At 62.8% G+C, this 18,192-nt stretch carries 16 protein-coding genes; 5 read left to right on the top strand and 11 right to left on the bottom strand.

The window, feature by feature from the left end; all coding sequences use genetic code 11:
- Positions 1–34 precede the first annotated feature (34 nt).
- Positions 35–751: a TetR/AcrR family transcriptional regulator gene (locus tag AC5XE7_RS08000; protein ID WP_495365580.1), complete on the bottom strand. Its 717-nt coding sequence runs from the start codon at positions 749–751 to the stop codon at positions 35–37.
- Positions 752–906: 155 nt separating this feature from the next.
- Here AC5XE7_RS08000 and AC5XE7_RS08005 point away from each other — a divergent pair, with 155 nt between their 5' ends.
- From AC5XE7_RS08005 to AC5XE7_RS08015, 3 genes are all read left to right on the top strand, one after another.
- On the top strand, positions 907–2,079 hold the full coding sequence (locus AC5XE7_RS08005) for an HlyD family secretion protein (protein ID WP_495365581.1): 1,173 nt from the start codon (positions 907–909) through the stop codon (positions 2,077–2,079).
- A gap of 131 nt (positions 2,080–2,210) precedes the next feature.
- Positions 2,211–3,788: a DHA2 family efflux MFS transporter permease subunit gene (locus AC5XE7_RS08010; RefSeq protein ID WP_495365582.1), complete on the top strand. Its 1,578-nt coding sequence runs from the start codon at positions 2,211–2,213 to the stop codon at positions 3,786–3,788.
- Positions 3,789–3,945: 157 nt separating this feature from the next.
- Complete coding sequence (locus AC5XE7_RS08015) at positions 3,946–5,595, top strand: flavin-containing monooxygenase (RefSeq protein ID WP_495365583.1); 1,650 nt, start codon at positions 3,946–3,948, stop codon at positions 5,593–5,595.
- A gap of 63 nt (positions 5,596–5,658) precedes the next feature.
- On the opposite strand, the gene AC5XE7_RS08020 is transcribed toward AC5XE7_RS08015, so the two are convergent.
- From AC5XE7_RS08020 to AC5XE7_RS08030, 3 genes are all read right to left on the bottom strand, one after another.
- Positions 5,659–6,543: a helix-turn-helix domain-containing protein gene (locus AC5XE7_RS08020; protein ID WP_495365584.1), complete on the bottom strand. Its 885-nt coding sequence runs from the start codon at positions 6,541–6,543 to the stop codon at positions 5,659–5,661.
- Between the two features lie 82 nt (positions 6,544–6,625).
- A complete protein-coding gene (gene acmB / locus AC5XE7_RS08025) occupies positions 6,626–7,819 on the bottom strand; it encodes a methyl acetate hydrolase AcmB (protein WP_495365585.1) in 1,194 nt (397 codons plus the stop codon).
- 101 nt (positions 7,820–7,920) lie between these two features.
- Positions 7,921–8,937, bottom strand: coding sequence for a helix-turn-helix transcriptional regulator (locus AC5XE7_RS08030; RefSeq protein WP_280198959.1), 1,017 nt, complete (start codon positions 8,935–8,937; stop codon positions 7,921–7,923).
- Between the two features lie 509 nt (positions 8,938–9,446).
- On the opposite strand from AC5XE7_RS08030, the gene AC5XE7_RS08035 reads away from it, so the two are divergent.
- Positions 9,447–9,656: a cold-shock protein gene (locus tag AC5XE7_RS08035; protein WP_183826093.1), complete on the top strand. Its 210-nt coding sequence runs from the start codon at positions 9,447–9,449 to the stop codon at positions 9,654–9,656.
- Between the two features lie 111 nt (positions 9,657–9,767).
- Positions 9,768–10,004, top strand: a complete 237-nt coding sequence (locus AC5XE7_RS08040) for a hypothetical protein (protein ID WP_495365586.1) — start codon at positions 9,768–9,770, stop codon at positions 10,002–10,004.
- A gap of 138 nt (positions 10,005–10,142) precedes the next feature.
- Here AC5XE7_RS08040 and AC5XE7_RS08045 read toward each other — a convergent pair whose 3' ends face one another.
- The 7 genes from AC5XE7_RS08045 to AC5XE7_RS08075 all read right to left on the bottom strand — a co-directional run bounded on the left by AC5XE7_RS08045 (position 10,143) and on the right by AC5XE7_RS08075 (position 18,128).
- The gene (locus AC5XE7_RS08045; protein ID WP_183826095.1) at positions 10,143–10,979 is read right to left on the bottom strand and encodes an IclR family transcriptional regulator; all 837 of its coding nucleotides are present in this window, start codon (positions 10,977–10,979) and stop codon (positions 10,143–10,145) included.
- A gap of 103 nt (positions 10,980–11,082) precedes the next feature.
- A complete protein-coding gene (locus tag AC5XE7_RS08050; RefSeq protein ID WP_495365587.1) occupies positions 11,083–11,874 on the bottom strand; it encodes an IclR family transcriptional regulator in 792 nt (263 codons plus the stop codon).
- A 107-nt stretch (positions 11,875–11,981) separates the two neighbouring features.
- The gene (locus AC5XE7_RS08055) at positions 11,982–13,673 is read right to left on the bottom strand and encodes a long-chain-fatty-acid--CoA ligase (protein ID WP_495365588.1); all 1,692 of its coding nucleotides are present in this window, start codon (positions 13,671–13,673) and stop codon (positions 11,982–11,984) included.
- Positions 13,674–13,746: 73 nt separating this feature from the next.
- Positions 13,747–14,958 (bottom strand): acyl-CoA dehydrogenase family protein, encoded by a 1,212-nt coding sequence (locus AC5XE7_RS08060; protein ID WP_495365589.1) that lies wholly within the window; start codon positions 14,956–14,958, stop codon positions 13,747–13,749.
- A 17-nt stretch (positions 14,959–14,975) separates the two neighbouring features.
- Positions 14,976–15,770, bottom strand: a complete 795-nt coding sequence (locus AC5XE7_RS08065) for an ABC transporter permease (protein WP_495365590.1) — start codon at positions 15,768–15,770, stop codon at positions 14,976–14,978.
- A gap of 76 nt (positions 15,771–15,846) precedes the next feature.
- Positions 15,847–17,046, bottom strand: coding sequence for an ABC transporter permease (locus AC5XE7_RS08070; protein ID WP_495365591.1), 1,200 nt, complete (start codon positions 17,044–17,046; stop codon positions 15,847–15,849).
- 20 nt (positions 17,047–17,066) lie between these two features.
- Complete coding sequence (locus AC5XE7_RS08075; protein ID WP_495365592.1) at positions 17,067–18,128, bottom strand: ABC transporter substrate-binding protein; 1,062 nt, start codon at positions 18,126–18,128, stop codon at positions 17,067–17,069.
- Positions 18,129–18,192 lie beyond the last annotated feature (64 nt).

Consider the following 18,192-nt stretch of genomic DNA (forward strand, 5'->3'; position numbering starts at 1 on the left):
GGCTGAGTTTCCGGAGCCGCGCAAGGGCGGGTCGTCAGCTTTCGCGTGCCCGCTCCAGCGCGGCCAGTTTCGCCGTGCCATAGGTTTTCAGGAACATGTCGACGCCGGCACTTGCGATCCGCTCGACCTCTTCCTGCGTGGGGGCGTCGGGGCGGAAGCCGAACAGACGCTGCCGCGCGAGGCCCGCCAGACACAGCTCGGTCAACTGATAGGCTGCCAGCGTGACGTCCCTGATGTCGAGCAGATCCCGCTCCACCGCCTTCGACAGGAAGGCCACCAGACGCTCATGTCCGTGCTTGGGGCCTCTCTCGTAAAAACGCCGGCCAAGCTCGGGAATGCGGTCGGCCGCGCCGATGACGACACGCTGGGCGAGGATCACCTTTTTGGAAGTGATCCTGAGTGCAAGCCCGGTTCCGAAACGCGTCAGCGTGCTGCGCAGATCGCCCGGATTGTCCAGCGTCTCATAGAGATTGCGGAAGATGGCCGTGCGTTCTTCCTCGACCAGCGCTTCGAACAGCTCTTCCTTGCTGATGAAGTAGACATAGATCGTGCCCTTGGAAACGCCTGCCTCGCGGGTGATGTCGTTCATCGAGGCGGCATCGAAGCCCAGCCTCATGAACACGCGCCGCGCGCCGTCGATGATCTGCTGGCGCTTGACCGGATCGTTTCCTGCCGAGGGACGGCGACGGTTCGTCGGGGCATCAGAACTATACTGCCCGGTTCTGTCCTTGTTCGAGGTGGCCCCGCTCATCTCTTCGCGTGAATGTCCCTTATGCCGTCTCGGCCGTTTGCCGGCGCATGATAAGAAATCGAACCGATGAGTTCGATTTTCTCTTGATATGGGCTTTTGGGAGCGCTAAGTCAACATCGAACCGAACGGTTCAGTTCTATTTGGAGAGATGATCCATGTCGTCCAGCTCAGCATCCTCCGAGGCTGAAGTTCATCCTTTCCCGACCACCCGCGCCGCACCTGCGGCCGAAGCGCCGCATCACGCGGAGGCCCCGGCGCAGGCGCAGCCTCCTGCCGCGCCCCGCAGGCGCTCGGCTCGTTCCATGCTGTTGCCCATCATCGGTGCGCTGCTTCTCGGCGCTGGCGCCTGGTATGGCTATGGCTACTGGACGGACGGCCGCTTCATGATCTCGACCGACGATGCCTATGTGCAGGCGGACATGGCGTTCATATCGCCGAAGATTTCGGGCTATATCGCCGAGGTGAAGGTCGCCGAGAACCAGCATGTGAAGGCAGGCGATCCGCTCTTCGTGGTCGATGACGGCGACTATAAAATCGCTGTCGCGCAGGCGGAGGCCGAGATCGCCACCCATTCGCGGACGCTGGAGCGCATCGACGCGCAGATCGTGGCCGCTCACGCGTCGCTTCAGCAGGCCGAGGCACAAAAGGCGTCGGCGCAGGCAGCCTTCGACAATGCGGTGCGAACGCAGGATCGCGCCACGCAACTGCTCAGGACCCGTGTGGCCACGCAGGCACAGCTCGACGACGCCAGCGCCGCAGCGGATCAGGCCAAAGCCGCCCTGGCCGGATCAGAGGCGCAGATTGCCGCCGCAAAAGCCAATGTCGGCGTTCTCGAAGCCCAGAAGGCCGAAACGGCCAGCACGCTCGCGTCGCTGGAACTTGCCCGGCAAAAGGCCGGGCGCGACCTTGGCTTCACCGTCATGCGCGCGCCCTATGACGGCGTGGTCGGTAATCGTTCGGTCCAAAAGGGAGATCTCGTCAGCCCTGGCCAGAAGCTCGCCGTGGTCGTGCCGGTGAACCGTCTCCATATCATCGCCAATTTCAAGGAAACCCAGCTCGCGGCACTGGTGCCCGGCCAGAAGGTCCACATCGCCGTTGACGCGATGGGTGGTGAAGGTTTCGAGGGATCGGTGTCGTCGCTGGCACCGGCTTCAGGCGCGGTGTTCTCCATGCTGCCGCCGGAAAACGCCACCGGCAATTTCACCAAGGTGGTGCAGCGCGTGCCGGTGCGCATCGATCTGCCCGCGCAGGTGCTGGAAGGCGGCAAGCTGCGCGCGGGGCTTTCGGTGGTGGTCGACGTCGACAGCCGCACCGCCCCGGCAAGCTGAGCCGCGCGCCCTGTACGGGATCGCCATGCGTCCGTTCGGCCGCACAAGTCGCAATCTGAACTATTGATGGAGCATCGGTCCGAAAGCCGGAATTCACTTTTCGACCCGATGCTCCGGCGGGAGCCTTCCAGATGTCAGGTGCAGCGATCACCGCCGGTGAAAGGCCCGCCGATTATATAGAGCCGCGCCGCATCATCGCCTTTCTGGCAATGGTGTTCGGCATGTTCATGGCCATCCTGGACATCCAGATCGTGTCAGCGTCCCTGGCCGAGATTCAGGCGGGTCTTGGCGCGAGTTCCGACGAAATTCCATGGGTGCAGACCTCCTACCTGATCGCGGAGGTCATCATGATCCCGCTGTCGGGCTTCCTGTCGCGGATGCTGTCGACGCGGGTTCTGTTCACCGCGGCGGCCGCCGGTTTCACCGCCGCCTCGGCGCTGGCCGCCACCGCCACCAACATTGACCAGATGATCGTCTATCGGGCGATACAGGGGTTTATCGGCGGCGGCATGATCCCCAGTGTGTTCGCAGCCGCCTTCACCATCTTCCCGCCATCGCGCCGCGCGGTCGTCTCGCCGATGATCGGTCTGGTGGCGACGCTGGCGCCCACCATCGGCCCGACGGTCGGCGGCTATATCAGTCATGCGATGTCGTGGCACTGGCTGTTCCTCGTCAACATCGTGCCCGGCATTCTGGTGGCAAGCGCCGCCTGGACGCTGATCGATTTCGACAAGCCCAACCTGTCCCTGTGGAAGAAGTTCGACTGGTGGGGGCTTGCCGGCATGGCCGCTTTTCTCGGCTCGCTCGAATATGTTCTGGAGGAAGGCCCCGGCAACGACTGGATGCAGGATGAGACGGTGTTCGTCTTCACCGTGGTGATGGTGGTAGGCGCGGTGCTGTTTTTCTGGCGTGCCTTCAGGGCTGAAGAGCCGATCGTCGACCTGCGGGCCTTCACCAACGTCAATTTCGCGTTCGGCTCGCTGTTTTCCTTCGTCATCGGCATTGGCCTTTACGGGCTGACCTATCTCTATCCGATCTATCTGGGACGCATTCGCGGCTATGATTCCATGATGATCGGCGAAGCGCTGTTCGTCAGCGGACTGGCCATGTTCTTCACCGCGCCGATTTCGGGCATGCTGTCGCGCAGGATGGACCCGCGCGTGATGATGATGATCGGGTTTCTCGGCTTTGCCGCCGGCACCTGGCAGATGACGAACCTGACGGCGGACTGGGATTTCTGGGAGCTGTTCGTGCCGCAGATCCTGCGCGGCGTGTCGATGATGCTGTGCATGGTGCCGATCAACAACATCGCGCTCGGCACCCTGCCGCCCGAGAGGCTGAAGAACGCGTCCGGCCTGTTCAACCTGACGCGCAATCTGGGGGGCGCGGTGGGACTTGCCATCATCAACACCATGCTCACGCACCGCAACGCCTTCCACTATGCGCGCCTGTCGGAACATGTGCAGTGGGGCAATCCTGCCGCCACCGAAAAGCTCGAAAGCCTTTCCCGGAATTTCGAGACGCATGGCGGCATCGACGGCTCGGCGGCAGCCCTTTCAAGACTTTCGGCAATGGTGCACCAGCAGGCGGCACTGCTCTCCTTCATGGATGTGTTCTACCTGCTGACGGTGCTGTTTGCCTCGCTGGCCGTCTTCGCCCTGTTCATCCGCAAGCCGCCAGCAACGGTTGGCGGCGGCGGGGGACACTGAGCACCGGCCGCCCGCACCGGCGTCAGGATCATACAAGACTTCCTTCCGGATCGTACAAGACCGTGACGGCACCCTTCTCCTAGCTTTTCTGCGAGGGAGCGCAGGCTCCCCGGCGGGGAGGAGGAACCCTCGCGATCCGAAAGGGAGGAATGCCACTATGAATATCGCCGTTCAGGGCGCGCTTCGCCGTGCGCCGTCAGATAAACCGGAAGTGCTGGATGCACTGATCATCGGCGCCGGTGTGGCCGGCATGTATCAGCTTCACCAGCTGCGCAAACAGGGGCTGAAGGTTCAGGCCGTGGACGCCGCCAACGATGTGGGCGGAACCTGGTACTGGAACCGTTATCCCGGCGCCAAATTCGATTCCGAGAGCTACATCTACCAGTATCTGTTCGACGAAGCCCTCTACAAGGACTGGACGTGGAGCGAGCGCTTTCCCGCCCAGCCCGAAATCGAGCGCTGGATGCACTACATCGCCGACCGGCTGGAGCTGCGCCCGGATATCCTGTTCGGCACGACGGTGACGTCCGCCGAATATGATGAGGAACGCGGCCGCTGGACGGTGCACACGGATCGTGGCGACAATTTCGACACGCAGTTCCTGATCGGCTGCTGCGGCATGCTCTCGGCACCGCTGGAAAACCGTTTCCCGGGCCAGTCCAGTTTCCGGGGCCGGATCTTCCACACCGCGCGGTGGCCGCGCGAGCCGCTTGATCTGGAAGGCAAGCGTGTTGGCGTGATCGGCATCGGCGCCACCGGCATTCAGGTCATCCAGACCATCGCCGACAGGGTTGGCGAGCTGAAAGTCTTCATCCGCACCCCGCAATATGTGCTGCCGATGAAGAACCCGAAATACGGCCCCGAGGAAGCGAAGGCCTACAAGGCGCGTTTTGACGAGCTGCGCCAGAACCTGCCCCACACCTTCAGCGGCTTCGAATATGACTTCACGAAGAAATGGGCGGAGCTGACCCCAGATGAACGCCTTGCCGTGATGGAGGAAATTTATGCCGACGGCTCGCTCAAGCTGTGGCTGGCCTCCTTCTCCGAAATGTTCTTCGAGGAAGATGTCTCGCGCGAGATTTCGGAGTTCGTGCGCGGCAAGATGATCGCCCGCCTGAAGGATCCGAAGCTGATCGACCTTCTGGTTCCCAACGCCGACGACTATGGCTTCGGCACCCACCGCGTGCCGCTGGAGACCAACTATCTGGAGGTCTACCATCGCGACAATGTCGAGCCGGTCAGCGTGCGCGACAATCCGATCGCCGAGGTCGTGCCGGAAGGCATCCGGCTGGAAGACGGAACCGTGCACGAGCTGGACGTCATCATTCTGGCAACCGGCTTCGATGCTGGCTCCGGTGCGCTGACGCGCATCGACATCAAGGGCAAGGGCGGGCGCACGCTGAAGGATGACTGGAGCCGCGATATCCGCACCGCCTACGGCACGATGGTGCATGGCTATCCGAACCTGCTGATCACCGGCTCGCCGCTCTCGCCCTCGGCCGCGCTGTGCAACATGACGACCTGCCTGCAACAGCAGACCGAGTGGATTTCGGCGCTGGTGTCGCACATGCGCGCCTCCGGTAAGACGGTTATGGAGGCGTCAGCGGAGCTGGAGGAGGAATGGGTTCAGCACCATGACGAAACGGCCAATGCCACGCTGATCGCCCGCACCAATTCCTGGTATGTCGGCTCCAACATTCCGGGCAAGCCGCGCAGGGTTCTGTCCTATACGGGCGGTGTCGGCACCTATCGCCAGAAATGCGACGAGCTTGCAGCCTCCGGCTATCAGGGCGTGCAGATGGCGTGATGCGTTTCTGATTGAAACAGGGGTCGCGGACTTGCGTCTGCGGCCCCCTTTTTGCGCGGCACCCTATTGAGCGCTGCGGCGGAAAGCGGCGGGGGTGGTTCCACAGGAGCGCGCGAAAAGCCGGGTCAGATGCGCCTGATCGGTGAAGCCGCAGGAGGCCGCGATCTCCTTGATCGGAAGCGTCGTAGTGGCCAGCATATGGCGCGCGCAGGCAAGCCGCCTGTCGATGACATGGGCATAGGGTGGTTTGCCGAAACTGTGCCGGAACTGGCGCGCGAACAGGCAGGGCGTCAGCCCGAGTTCCGCAGCCATCTGGCTGAGATCGAGCGATTGCCCGAGGTTGGAGGCGATGAAATCCTCGATACGGCGCATCTGGCCGGGCGCCAGTCCGCTGGAAGGTGACACCGGTCTGGCGCGGATCGAGGCGTAGCGGCGCAAAAGGTGAACGCTGAGCGCCCGCGCCACCGATTCCACATAGAGCGCTCCGCCCATAGCCTGATGGCGGGCTTCTTCGGAAATGGCGTGCATGGCCGCCGTCATCACCGGGTCGTCGGTGCGCAGCACGTCGGCGAGCTGAACGTCGGAAACGTGGCAGTCCATCACCTCCGAGGCGACGGAAGCCACCAGTGCGCCGGACAGATAGACATGGGTGACGTCGATCGGCTCGGTCCATGTCCAGTGCGCCTTTTGCGCCCGGGTGAGCAGCGAGGCCGCGCCGGGACCCAGCCGGTCGCGGCTCCAGCGTCCCTCGAAGCGGCGTTGCATGGGCGTGTCGCCGGCCTGATAGCCGACCAGCATGAAATCGCGCATGGCCGGAACAATCACGTCCTGACCATGGTAGTGATAGGCGCGCAGCGCCACATGGCGCCAGCCAAGCTTGTCGCTGGCCAGCAGGATGCGTCCCGGCACCCAGTCGGGCAACTGTTCGGGAGGCACAAGGTCCGTCATTGCATCAACTCCTTTCGGTGCCGAAAGGGCCGGGGCGGAATGCCCCGGCACGTCAGTGCGTCAGCTGTTGCGGGCCTGCCTGTCAGGCCGCCCGCGCGGAGGCCACGGTCTGATAGACAGCGGTCTCGAAGTCGAGATAGCCGCCGAAGGAGACCGGGTCGCCAAAGGGCAGGATCTGCGTTGCCCAGTAGCCGCCGACGCCATTCTGGCGATCGATCCAGTAGAAGCTGTTGGCCAGTCCCGCCCAGCCGATGGCGCCCGCCGGGCGACCCGTCGGCGCCTCCTCGTCATTGACCATGAAAGTATAGGACCACGATTTTTTGAGGCCGGGGAAGAATTCCGCATCGTTCGACAGGGAAGCGATGACGCCCGGCAGCATGCCCACTTTCTGGTGCTCCTGCAGGCCGTTTCTGACCGCCCAGGCCACGGTTTCCGGCTTCAGCACGCGGCCATAGGGACCGTCGCCGTCGTTCAGCCACATGCGGATGAACTTCATATATTCCGGGATCGTCGCATAGAGGCCGTGCCCGCCCATGTCGACTTCGGGATTGTCGGGCAGTTCGAAGCCGTCCATGGGGCTGAGGCCGCCATCGGCGGTGCGGGCATGGATGGTGGCCGAACGCTCCTTCATCGAAGGCGTGCGGGTGAAGGCGATCTCCTGCATGCCGAGCTGCGCAAAGATGCGCTCGCGCATAACCTCGCCAAGACGCTTGCCGCGAATGGCCTCGACCACCTGACCCACCCAGTCGATGTTCGAACCATATTCCCACTTCTCGCCCGGATCGAACAGAAGTGGTGTTTCGATGGCGGCACGTGTGGCGGCGACGATGCTTGGCTGGCCATGTTCCTCGGCCATGCGCCTGTATTTCTCGTTGAAGAAGTCATAGCCGAAGCCGCCCGTGTGCAGCATCAGCTGGCGGGTGGTCACATCCGATTTCGGCGCCCGCAGCATGGGCTTGCCGGCGCTGTCGAAGCCATCGAGAACCTGCAGCTTGCCGATGGCCGGAACATAGTCGCGCGCCGGCGCATCGAGATCGAGAAGGCCTTCTTCCACACATTGCAGAGCGGTGGTTCCGGCGATCGCCTTGGTGGTCGAGAAAATGGCGAAGACCGTGTCCTCGCTCATCGCCCCGTCGCCGAGGCGCCGGTCGCCTGCCGCGCCCGAATAGATGTCCTGCTTGCGGTCCGTGACCATGGCGACGACGCCCGGAACACGGCTGTCGCCCTGCGTGACCCGCGACAGCACCGCATCACAGGCCGATTTCAACTCACCCATGCCTATCCTCCCTGGCAACACGAATGTTATCGCGAGAATGCGGCCTGCCGAAAGCGCCTGCTATCCGCCATCGGTATTGGTTGTCCGCAATCGGAAACGGATCAGTGGCGCGATCTGGCGAAGGCCAGCGTCTGCGAGGGCAATTCTCCGAACCTTTCCCTGTAGGTTCCGGCCATGGCTCCGAAATTCACATAGCCCCATTCGGCGGCGATGGAGGTGACGGTCTCTTCGGGCCGGGCATTGCGCAGCGCATTGCGCAAACCTTCCAGTCGCCGCTCGCGCAGAAAATCCCTTGGCGAAATGCCGCGGAACTGCCTGAAACCACCCGAAAGCGTGCGCACCGACACGCCAAGCCGGCTGGCGATTTCGCCGATGGTGGGCGGATCCTGCGCCATCTCGGTCATGATGGCCTCGGCCTCGCGCACATAATGCGGCGCGGCGGATCGTGCACCGTCCTTCAGCGACACACCGGCACCCTGCGCCCACAGCATCAGCAGTTCGGCACAGATCAGCTCTTCCAGATGCCGCCCCATGATGCCGTTGTCCGCAACCTGCCCGTTGGCCTGTATCGACTGGCAGGCATAGTGGAGCAGCGCCTGCCAGCGCGATCCATCCCCGCCGAACGCGACGCGCCGGGTCCACAGCCGGTCGTCGGGAATGAAGCCGAACCAGCGATGCGCCACCTCCGCCATCACGTCATGGGGAATGGTGAGGTTGAGCTGCATGTGTTCGGCATCGCCGTCCAGCCAGTATTCGGTGCGGCTGCAATCCACGACGAAACTTTCGCCGGGACCTGTCATGGCATCCGCCTCAGCCGTATATTTGTGACGCAGCGCACCGCGCAGCGTGTTCAGCACCAGAATATTGCCGGCGGCGGGATCGAACTCATCGAGATGGATCGGCACGCCATAGGAAAAACGCGTGAGCGTGATGCGCCTTATATTGGCGCGCCGCATCGTCGCGTCGGGGTTGAGCAGATGACCCAGCGGCCTGACCCGGTAGGGCATGTAAACGCGGCGACAAAAATCCTGCACCTCGTCCCAGTCCTGAGACGTGGTGCGTCCATGCTGGACGATCGGCCGCCCCGCCATGTCGTATAAAAGCGCTTTGTCGAGCATGACCGACTCCTCCTTCAGTCACAGCACGCACACATAATGGCATGAGGAAACCGCTCTTGCATCAATTCGATTCGGCCGGGGCACAGGCTTCGGTTCCATGTCGGGAGAGGGAAATCCGGTCGCGCATCTGCGGTGGCACCGTCTTCATCCTGCTATCTGTTTTCCGTTGGCAGGATGGCAGTACTGAGGGACTGACCGGGTTCAATACGGTTGCGCTTCGGCAAATGATTTATGACTGCGAATATTATCTGGATATGGGTAAGTACAGATAGATAAAAACTGCCTCTTTTGCCGGCTGTTCCGGATTTAACTCGCCTTAAGATAAATTGTTGGCGTGGCGCCTTGCATTCATCACAATTGCATCATATGTATTGAGCATCGATATTGCTGACGAAGTTTGTTTCCGCGCAGAAGCGCTCTGACGATATTCCCCTCTCAATTTCGACGACTGCGACGTTCGGCATGCGGCCGGGCGTTGGATTTCTGTGCCGATTGATAAGGAGATCGTCATGACTATTGGAACCGTAAAGTTCTTCAACAGCACCAAGGGCTACGGGTTTATCGCACCTGAGGATGGCAGCACGGATGTGTTCGTCCATATCTCTGCCGTCGAACGCGCCGGCATGCATACCATCGCCGAAGGCCAGAAGCTGAGCTTCGACGTTGTGAGAGACAATCGCAGCGGCAAGAGCGCGGCTGAAAACCTGCAGGCTGCCTGATGAATGACGCCTCTGGTCTTTGACCACGGATGTACTGGCACTGACCATTGAGGCGGACAGGAGAAGGTCGGGATTTCCCGGCCTTTTTCGTTTTCGTAAAGGAGTACCGAAATGAACCATGATGCGGTCAACGCTGTTTTCAGACCCGCTCTCACGAAGATGGAGACGAAGGCAGATATCTCGGCCCGCGTGGCGCGCCAGATTATTGACACCGAGGTTGCGAAGCGAAATGCCAAGACAGAGCGCCTGAAGGCCGCACGTCTGGAGATGGAGGCTATCGCGGCGGGGAAGCCGGAAGAAAATGCGGTGCCGCAAAAGAAGCGCAGGCCATCCGTGAAAGCGAAATGACAGACGGCGCAAATCAGCGCCGTTTCTTGTCTTCAGTCACCTTCATTTCGGGACTTGCAGCCGGAAGCTCTCCGTTTTCGTGGGGGTGAGCCGAGTTCTGTCCGTATGCGCTCAGCGGCGGTTGCGGAGCCGATGGGCTTACCTGCCGCCACCTTCGCCCGCATAGCGGATTTTTCGCACCGCCTCGACCATGCGCGGACCGATGTCGTTTTCCAGCCTCTCCCGCGGCAGCAGATAGGCCGGCCCACCGCAGTTCAGGGCAAGGATCGGCCCGCTGCCATGCAGGGGCGGCAGCGGCACGCCCACCGAATTGACATCGGCTTGCCACTCGCCGGAATTCAGGCAGAAACCGCGCGTGTTGATTTCCTCGATCGCCCGCAGGATCTCGGACTGAAGCTGCGGCCAGCGCTCCTTGTCCGTGCGGGCCTCGATGCCGCGCAGGATTGCCTCCCGCTCCTGCGGGGCGGCCGCCGCGAGATAGGCGCGGCCCATGCTGGAACGGGCCAGTGAAATGCGTGAGCCGACATTCAGCTGCAGCGATACGATGCCTTCCGAACGTGCGCATGCGACATATATCATGCTGAACTGATCGCGCCCGCCCATGGCGACCAGCAGGCCGTTGCCGGCGTGCTGTGCCAGCTCGTCCAGATAGGGCTGTGCCACTTCGCGCACCTTCAGGCCGCTGAGGCAGGCATAGCCGAGGCCGAGCACCGGTACGCCCACACGATATTTGCCGATGTCTTCCAGATAAACGAGATAGCCGAGCTTCGACAGCGTATAGGTCAGGCGCGAGACGGTGGAATTGGGCAGGCCGCAACGCTGTGCAAGCTCCTGATTGCCGAGCGCGCCGTCGGTGGGGCGAAAGCAGCGCAGAATATCCAGCCCGCGCTGCAGCGCGGTCACGAACTGGCGATCCCCGGAGGCGGAGGCATCAGGCTCGGTGCCGGCATCCGTCTGTTTGGCGCGCTTCTTCAATTATCTCTCCACGAACCCGCCCGCTGAGGGCGGCAAGCTGCCTGCCGCGGGGCTGAACCCGCCCCCGACCGCGCGCCGCGGAAGAGCCTTTGTCCCTGTGGCCTCAGGGCCTTGGGGCTGTTCCCATGGCAGAAGCGACGTTATGGACCAGCTCGACCATGCGCGGGCCGATCTCTCTACGGAGACGATCTTCCTCTATCGTGTAGCCGATGCCCGAGCAACTGAAGCTGAAGGTCCGTCCGGTTCTGGGGTCTATAAAGGGCAGGCCGACGGCGGAAACATCCGGCCGCCATGTACCGATCGCGGTGCAGAAGCCATATGTGGCGATCTCTTCCATCGCACGCAGGATTCTGGCTTCGACCTGCGGCCAGTCTGCGCCATATTTCATCTTCAGCCGCGCCAGGACCTGCTCGCGCTCCAAAGGCATGAAGGCGGAGATCGCGGCAAGGCCGCCGGCGGTCTTCTCGATCGGCATGCGGCTGCCCAGCTCGGTCGCCAGCACCACGGACCCGCTTTTGCGCGACACCTCGAAATAGAGCATCTCGTCGCCATGGGCGAGCGCGAGATCGACCATCAGGCCGGTGTCGTCGCTGATGGTGCGCATGAAGGGCGCCGCGACCCTGCGAATGTCGATGCTGGAGAACTTGCGCAGGCCAAGCCTGAGTGCGGCCGTCCCCAGCTCGAAGCCCTGGCCGTTGGAAAGGGGGGCAAGATAGCCCAGCTCGCACAGGTCCAGCGCCAGCCGCGAGGCGGTCGACCGGGAAAGGCCCACCTGCACGGCGATCTGCTGGCCGGTCAGCGGCCCGTCGGCGTCTGCCACCTCTTCGAGGATGGCCAGCGCCTTGCGCAGCGAAGTGGCTACGGATCTGTCTGGCTTGTCTGCCTTAGCGTTCATGTGCGCACCGGTTCATGGCCGGCTGTTCCCCTTGCGTGACCTTGCACAATGCGTTTCCCACGAAGGACGCCGTCTTTCAAGACAAGGGATGAGCCGCGGCGCCGGCTTCAGTGCCCTTCCCATTCCCGCGCCTGAAGTTCCCGCCACAATATCTTGCCCGTTGAAGAGCGCGGCAGTGCGTCGAGAAATCCGATATGGCGCGGGCATTTGTAGCTCGCCATGTTCTGGCGGCACCAGTCCGAAATCTCCTGTGCGCTCGTTTTGCCATGATAATCGCGGCGCAGAACGACAAGCGCCTTTACGCTTTCACCGCGCCTTTCGTCCGGCATGGAGATGATGCAGGCCTCAGCAATGGCCGGATGGCGCAGCATCAGCGTTTCCACTTCCGAGGGCCATACCTTGAAGCCGGATGCATTGATCATGCGCTTGGAACGGTCGACAATGAAGAAATAGCCGTCCTCGTCCCGATAGCCGATGTCTCCGGTGCGGAAGAAGCGTTTGCCGCCAGCTTCGATGAAAGCCGCCTGCGTCGCCTGCGGGTTCCGCCAGTAGCCTTTGAAAAGCTGCGGCGCGTCCATGACGATCTCGCCGACTTCACCATCGGGCAGGAATGCGCCGCCGTCCACATCGAGAATGCGGCAATCGACGCCCCACACCGGAATGCCGAGGCAGCGGGGTTTGGGGCGCTGGGTCGGGTTGATGTGGGTGGCTGCCATGGCTTCCGAGAGGCCATAGCCTTCGATATAGGCAAGCCCCGTCTTTTCGCGCAGCTTCGTCGCCACGGTTTCCGGCATGGGCGCGCCACCGCCGCCGATATAGCGAAGGCTGGAAAGATCGTAACCGTCGAAATCCGGATCGTTGACCAGATCGATCGCCATGGTGCTGATCAGCCGCCATCGCTCGACCCGGTGACGGCGCACCAGTTCGGCCGCCACCTTGCGGTCCCATCTTGGCATGATGACCAGCGTTCCGGCTGCATAGATCGGGATGTTCATGGAATTCTGCATGCCGGTGACGTGGAAATGGGGCAGGGTGGCGAGGTTCACCGCGCCGACCGAAGCCGGCATCCAGCGCACCCCGCCGACCAGCGTGACCATCACGGTGCGGTGCGTGTGCATGCAGCCCTTCGGGTTGCCGGTGGTGCCGGACGTGTAGGGCAAAAGGGCCAGATCGTCGGGTCCGGCAAGCGAAGGGGCGGCAAAGTGGCCGGCCGAAAGCGCATCGCGCCATGCCATCATGCGTTCGGGAAGCGGGGCCGGGTCGGGCGCGGCGGCAAAAGGCAGCGGCAGGTCGAAGCCCGGCGCCACATAGTCCGCATAGTCGGCGACCACCACATGGTCGATCAGCCCGGCCTCGACCAGCGGCCGGATCACCGGCACGAGATCGCGCGCGACAACGGCAATGCGGGCCCCGGTGTCGCCCACCAGATGCTCGATCTCGAACGCCTTGCTCATCGGGTTGACCGGAACCACCACGGCGTCGGCGCGCAATATGCCGTAATAGCCGATCACGAATTGCGGGCTGTTCTGCAGGCACAGCAGCACCCGCTCGCCCCGCGCCAGATGAAATTCGCTCTGCAGGAAGCCGGCGAGGCTCTCCACCTTCCGCTGCACGTCGACATAGGTGAGATGAACGCCGCAGAAGATCAGGCAGTCGAGGTCGGGATAGCGCTTCGCAGATACTTCCAGATTGTAGTGGACGGTCGTTTCGGGAACGTGCAGATCCGCTGGCAATCCGGGCGGCCAGTGGCGAAGCCAGCTTGCATGGGCGGTGTCTTGCGGGGGAGTGAGATGTGCCATGTGTGGTCCTGAACGCTCACGGCACTCCTGAACATGCAGGAGCGCCGGGCGTGAATCCGGGAGCGATGTTGCCTCAGGCTGCGCGTTCGGCGTTCTTGCCGATTTCGAGCTTGGCGATGGTTTCGAGGTGAACCTCGTCTGGCCCGTCGGCAAGCCGCAATGAGCGCACGCGTGCATAAGCCGAAGCCAGGAAGGTGTCCTGCGAAACGCCGGCCGCGCCATGCACCTGAATGGCCCTGTCGATGACGCGGCAGGCCATGGCCGGCGCCACCGCCTTGATCATGGCGATTTCCAGACGCGCGACCTTGTTGCCGGCCCTGTCCATCATGTCGGCGGCCTTGAGCGTGAGCAGGCGGGTCTGCTCGATCTCGATGCGGGACTGTGCAATCTGCTCGCGCACGGACCCCATTTCGAGCAGCGTGCGGCCGAAGGCGGTGCGCGAGCGGGCGCGCTCCACCATCGTCTCCAGCGCGCGCTCGGCAATGCCGATGGTGCGCATGCAATGATGGATGCGGCCGGGCCCGAGACGGCCCTGTGCGATCTCGAAACCGCGTCCTTCGCCAAGCAGGATGTTCGATGCCGGCACGCGCACATTGTCGTAGCTGATTTCCGCATGGCCATGGGGCGCGTGATCGTAGCCGAACACGGTCAGCGCCCGTTCGATCTTCACGCCGGGCGTGTCGAGCGGCACGAGGATCATCGATTGCTGCCGGTAGCGCTTCTCGGAAGGATCGGTCTTGCCCATGACGATGGCGATGCGGCAGCGCGGATCCATGGCTCCGGATGACCACCACTTGCGGCCGTTGATGACATAGTCGTCGCCGTCGCGGCGGATCGAGCACTCGATGTTGGTGGCATCGGACGAGGCCACCGCCGGCTCGGTCATGGAAAAACAGGAACGGATCTCGCCTGCCAGCAGGGGCAGCAGCCAGCGCTGCTTCTGCTCCTCCGTTCCGTAGCGGGCCAGCACTTCCATGTTGCCGGTGTCGGGGGCGGCGCAGTTGAAGACTTCCGGTGCGAAGGGCGAGCGGCCCATGATCTCGCACAGATGCGCGTAGTCGAGATTGGAGAGCCCCGCGCCGAGCTCGCTTTCGGGCAGGAACAGGTTCCACAGGCCCTGCTGCTTTGCCTTTTCCTTCAGCGTTTCGATGAGGGGTGCTGTCTGCCAGCGCTCCGGACCATGCTCGTGGGCGAGCAGTGCCGCCTCGTTCGGGTAGATATGTTCATCCATGAAAGCCAGCAGGCGCTGGCGAAGCCCGGCGGTTCTCTCGGTATAGTCGAACATGTTTCCTCCTCGTGATTCTATTGATCGGCGGGGCGCCGTTGCGTCCAGCGGGCAAGCAACTGGAGCAACAGGCCAAGCAACGCCGACAGCAGCAGCATAAGCACGGTGACGGCGACCACCGAGGGATCGAGCCGGTCACGCAGATTAGCGAACAGCACCCGCGGCACGGTGTTCTGTTCCGGCCCGGCAATGAACATCGTGACGATCACTTCGTCGAACGAATTCAGGAACGCCAGGATGAAGCCGGCAAGGATGGCCGGATAGAGCATCGGCACCAGCACGTTCAGGAAGATCATCCGCCATCCCGCACCAAGGCTCTGGGCGGCGCGGATGACGACCAGATCGGTGGTGGCCAGACTTGCCCCGACGACCACCATCACCAACGGGAAGGAGATGGTGGCATGGGCGAGGATAAGGCCCGTATAGGTCGAGAGCAGCCCGGCGCGGGCGAGGAGGAAATAGAGGCCCAGTCCCAGAACGACCGAGGGAATGGCAACCGGCAGCATCAGCAGGCCGCGCAGGGCTTGCGCCTGTCGCGGCGCTGCCTGCACAAGGCCGACGGCGGCGAGCGTGCCGAAAAGGGTCGCGAGCATGGCCGAACCCAGCGCGATGAAGATGCTGTTGGCGAGTGCTTCCCGCCAGCCCGGATGAAGGGCCACCTGCTTCAGCCAGCGCAGCGACAGGCCGGGCAGCGGGTAGCTGATGTAATCGCCGGACGACAGCGCGATCGGCAGGATGGTGACGATCGGCATCAGCAGGAAAAGCAGGGCGCCGGCGGTAAGCAGCCCCATGATGGCATTGACCTGTTTCATGGGCGCCCTCCATGAAGTCTAATTTTGGGAATGTTGCGAGTGCTCTGTTTCAGGACTGTATGGCTCTTCATGGTGCTCAGGCTCCCAGAAGCAGCAGGCGGCGCAGCAGATGCACGGCCAGATGGATCGCAAGGGCGCCGACTAGCATGGTCAGGATGAGCAGCGCGGCGAGCGTGCTTGCCATGCCCGCATCGCCGATCTTGAGGGTGATTTCGGAGACCATGTAGCTCAGCATCTGGTCCGCCGGCCCGCCGACCAGCGCGGGCGTGAGGTAGAAGCCCATCGACAGGACGAAGACCAGAGTGGCTCCGGCAGCGACCCCGCCCAGGGTTTGCGGCAGGAACACGATGCGGAAGCTGCGCCAGCCGGAAGCCCCGAGCGACAGGGCGGCGGTGACGTGGTTGCGCGGGATGTTGGCCATGGCCGAGTAGCACGGATAGACGAAGCACGGCAGCAGCACATGGGTCATGGCGATGTAGACACCGGCGCGCGAATAAAGCAGGCCGAGCGGCTCGCTGGCGAGGCCGAGCGTCTGCGCCACCGTGTCCACCACGCCGTTTTTCTGCAGCAGAATGACCCATGCCGCCGCGCGCCCGAGCAGCGACATCCACAGCGGAATGAAGCTGAGCAGGAACAGCGGACGTTTGAGGCCGGGCGGGGCGAAGGTCAGCGTGTAGGCCAGCGGATAGCCGATCAGAATGGTCAGCAGGGTGACGCCGAGACTGATGGCGAGCGTGCGCACCAGCATGTCGCCGTAAACGCCGATGGTCCGCGCCGCGCCGTCGGCAGCTGAGACTGAAGGGGCAAAGACGCGGCCGAGATTGACGAGGCTGAACGGCTTTCCGGCCGCCTGTATGGTCGCCCAGATTTGTGGCTCCGCCCAGAGCGGCGAGCTTTGCTGAAGGGTTGCCGCGATGTCCGCGCCATCCTCGCGCGCCAGACGCCGGGCGGTGCCCATGATCACCGAGCGCAGGCCACTGCTGCGTTCGTTGAGCTTGGTGGCGGCGCCGGCAAGCGTCTGGTCCGCATAGGCCCTCTTCAGGTCGTGAGCGAGGGCGTCGGGCGCACTGTCCGGAAGCGGTGCCGAAGCCTCCCAGCCGGCCAGCGCCTCAAGCGTTTGCGGAAATGCATCACGCACCTGTGTGTCGTAGAAGGCTTTTGACAGCACCAGAGCGAGCGGCAGGGCCGCCAGCAGCAGCGCGGCGACGATCGCGGGAATGAGGAAGCCGGTCGCCGCCAGCGGGTTGGCGGAAAATGGCGAGCGGTGGCCGTTCATCGCGATCGTCCCAGTTGATTTCAGTTGGAGGAAATCCAGGCGTTCCAGCGTTCGAGCAGCGACGGATAGTTGTCGAGCCAGAAATTCAGGGCTTCCGTGTTGGAGGAGAAGAGATGCGTCTTCAGCCTGCCGACCGTCGGAACCATCTCACGCTTTTCCGGTGTGAGCAGATCTTCCGCACCGCGTGCGGTCGGCCCGTAATTGGTCCTCTTCACGAACTCCGCCTGCCGCTCGTCATCGGCATAGAAGTTGAGGAAGCTGTAGGCCGCTTCCGCGTCCTTCGTTCCGGCCGGGACTGCCCAGTAGTCCATCGAATAGGTGCCCTTGTCCCAGATCGCATCGATCGGGCGGCCATCCTCCCTGGCGACGGCGAAGCGTCCGTTATAGGCGATGGACATGACGACGGAGCCGCCGGAAACCATGTCGATTGGCTGTGCGCCCGCTTCCCAGGTAACAAGCTCGCTCTTGATCTCGTCCAGCTTGCTGAATGCGAGATCCAGCCCTTCGGGCGTGCTCAGTGTCTTGTAGATGTCGTTGAGGTCGATGCCTGCCGCCATCAGCGCATATTCGAGATTGATCTTCGGTCCCTTGCGGATGCCACGCTTGCCGGGGAATTTTTCCAGATCGAAGAAGTCCGTCATCTTCTGCGGCGGCGTGGGGAACGCGCCGGTGTTGTAGATGATGATGGAGCCGATGGTGACGACGCCGAGGCCGCATTCGCCTTTCGCTTCAGGGATCAGCCTGTCCGAATTCGGGATCTTCGACCAGTCGAGCTTCAGAAAAACACCTTCCTCGCAGCCGCGCAGCAATTCGGGACCTTCCGTCTGCACCACATCCCACTTGTAGGTGCCGGTGTCAGCCATGGCCTGAAAAGGAGCCCAGCCTCCGAGGTAGTTGTCTTCACGGATGGCGATGCCCGTTTCGGCAGTGAAGGGGGTGAAGAGAACCTCCTTCTGGTTTTCCTGATATGTGCCGCCCCATGAGGCGATGGTGAGCTGCTGCTGGGCCGCGGCCGGTATGGCCGAAACAGCTGTGACGCCGGCAATGGCGGCTGTGAGCCAGCTTGTGAATGAGAACTTCATGACTTCCTCCCTGAGTGGGCGAACGTGGGCTTTTGCCATTTTTCTACCGTCCGGTTGATTTTAA

It is taken from the genome of Aquamicrobium sp. YD-1-mutant5 (genome assembly GCF_059509755.1).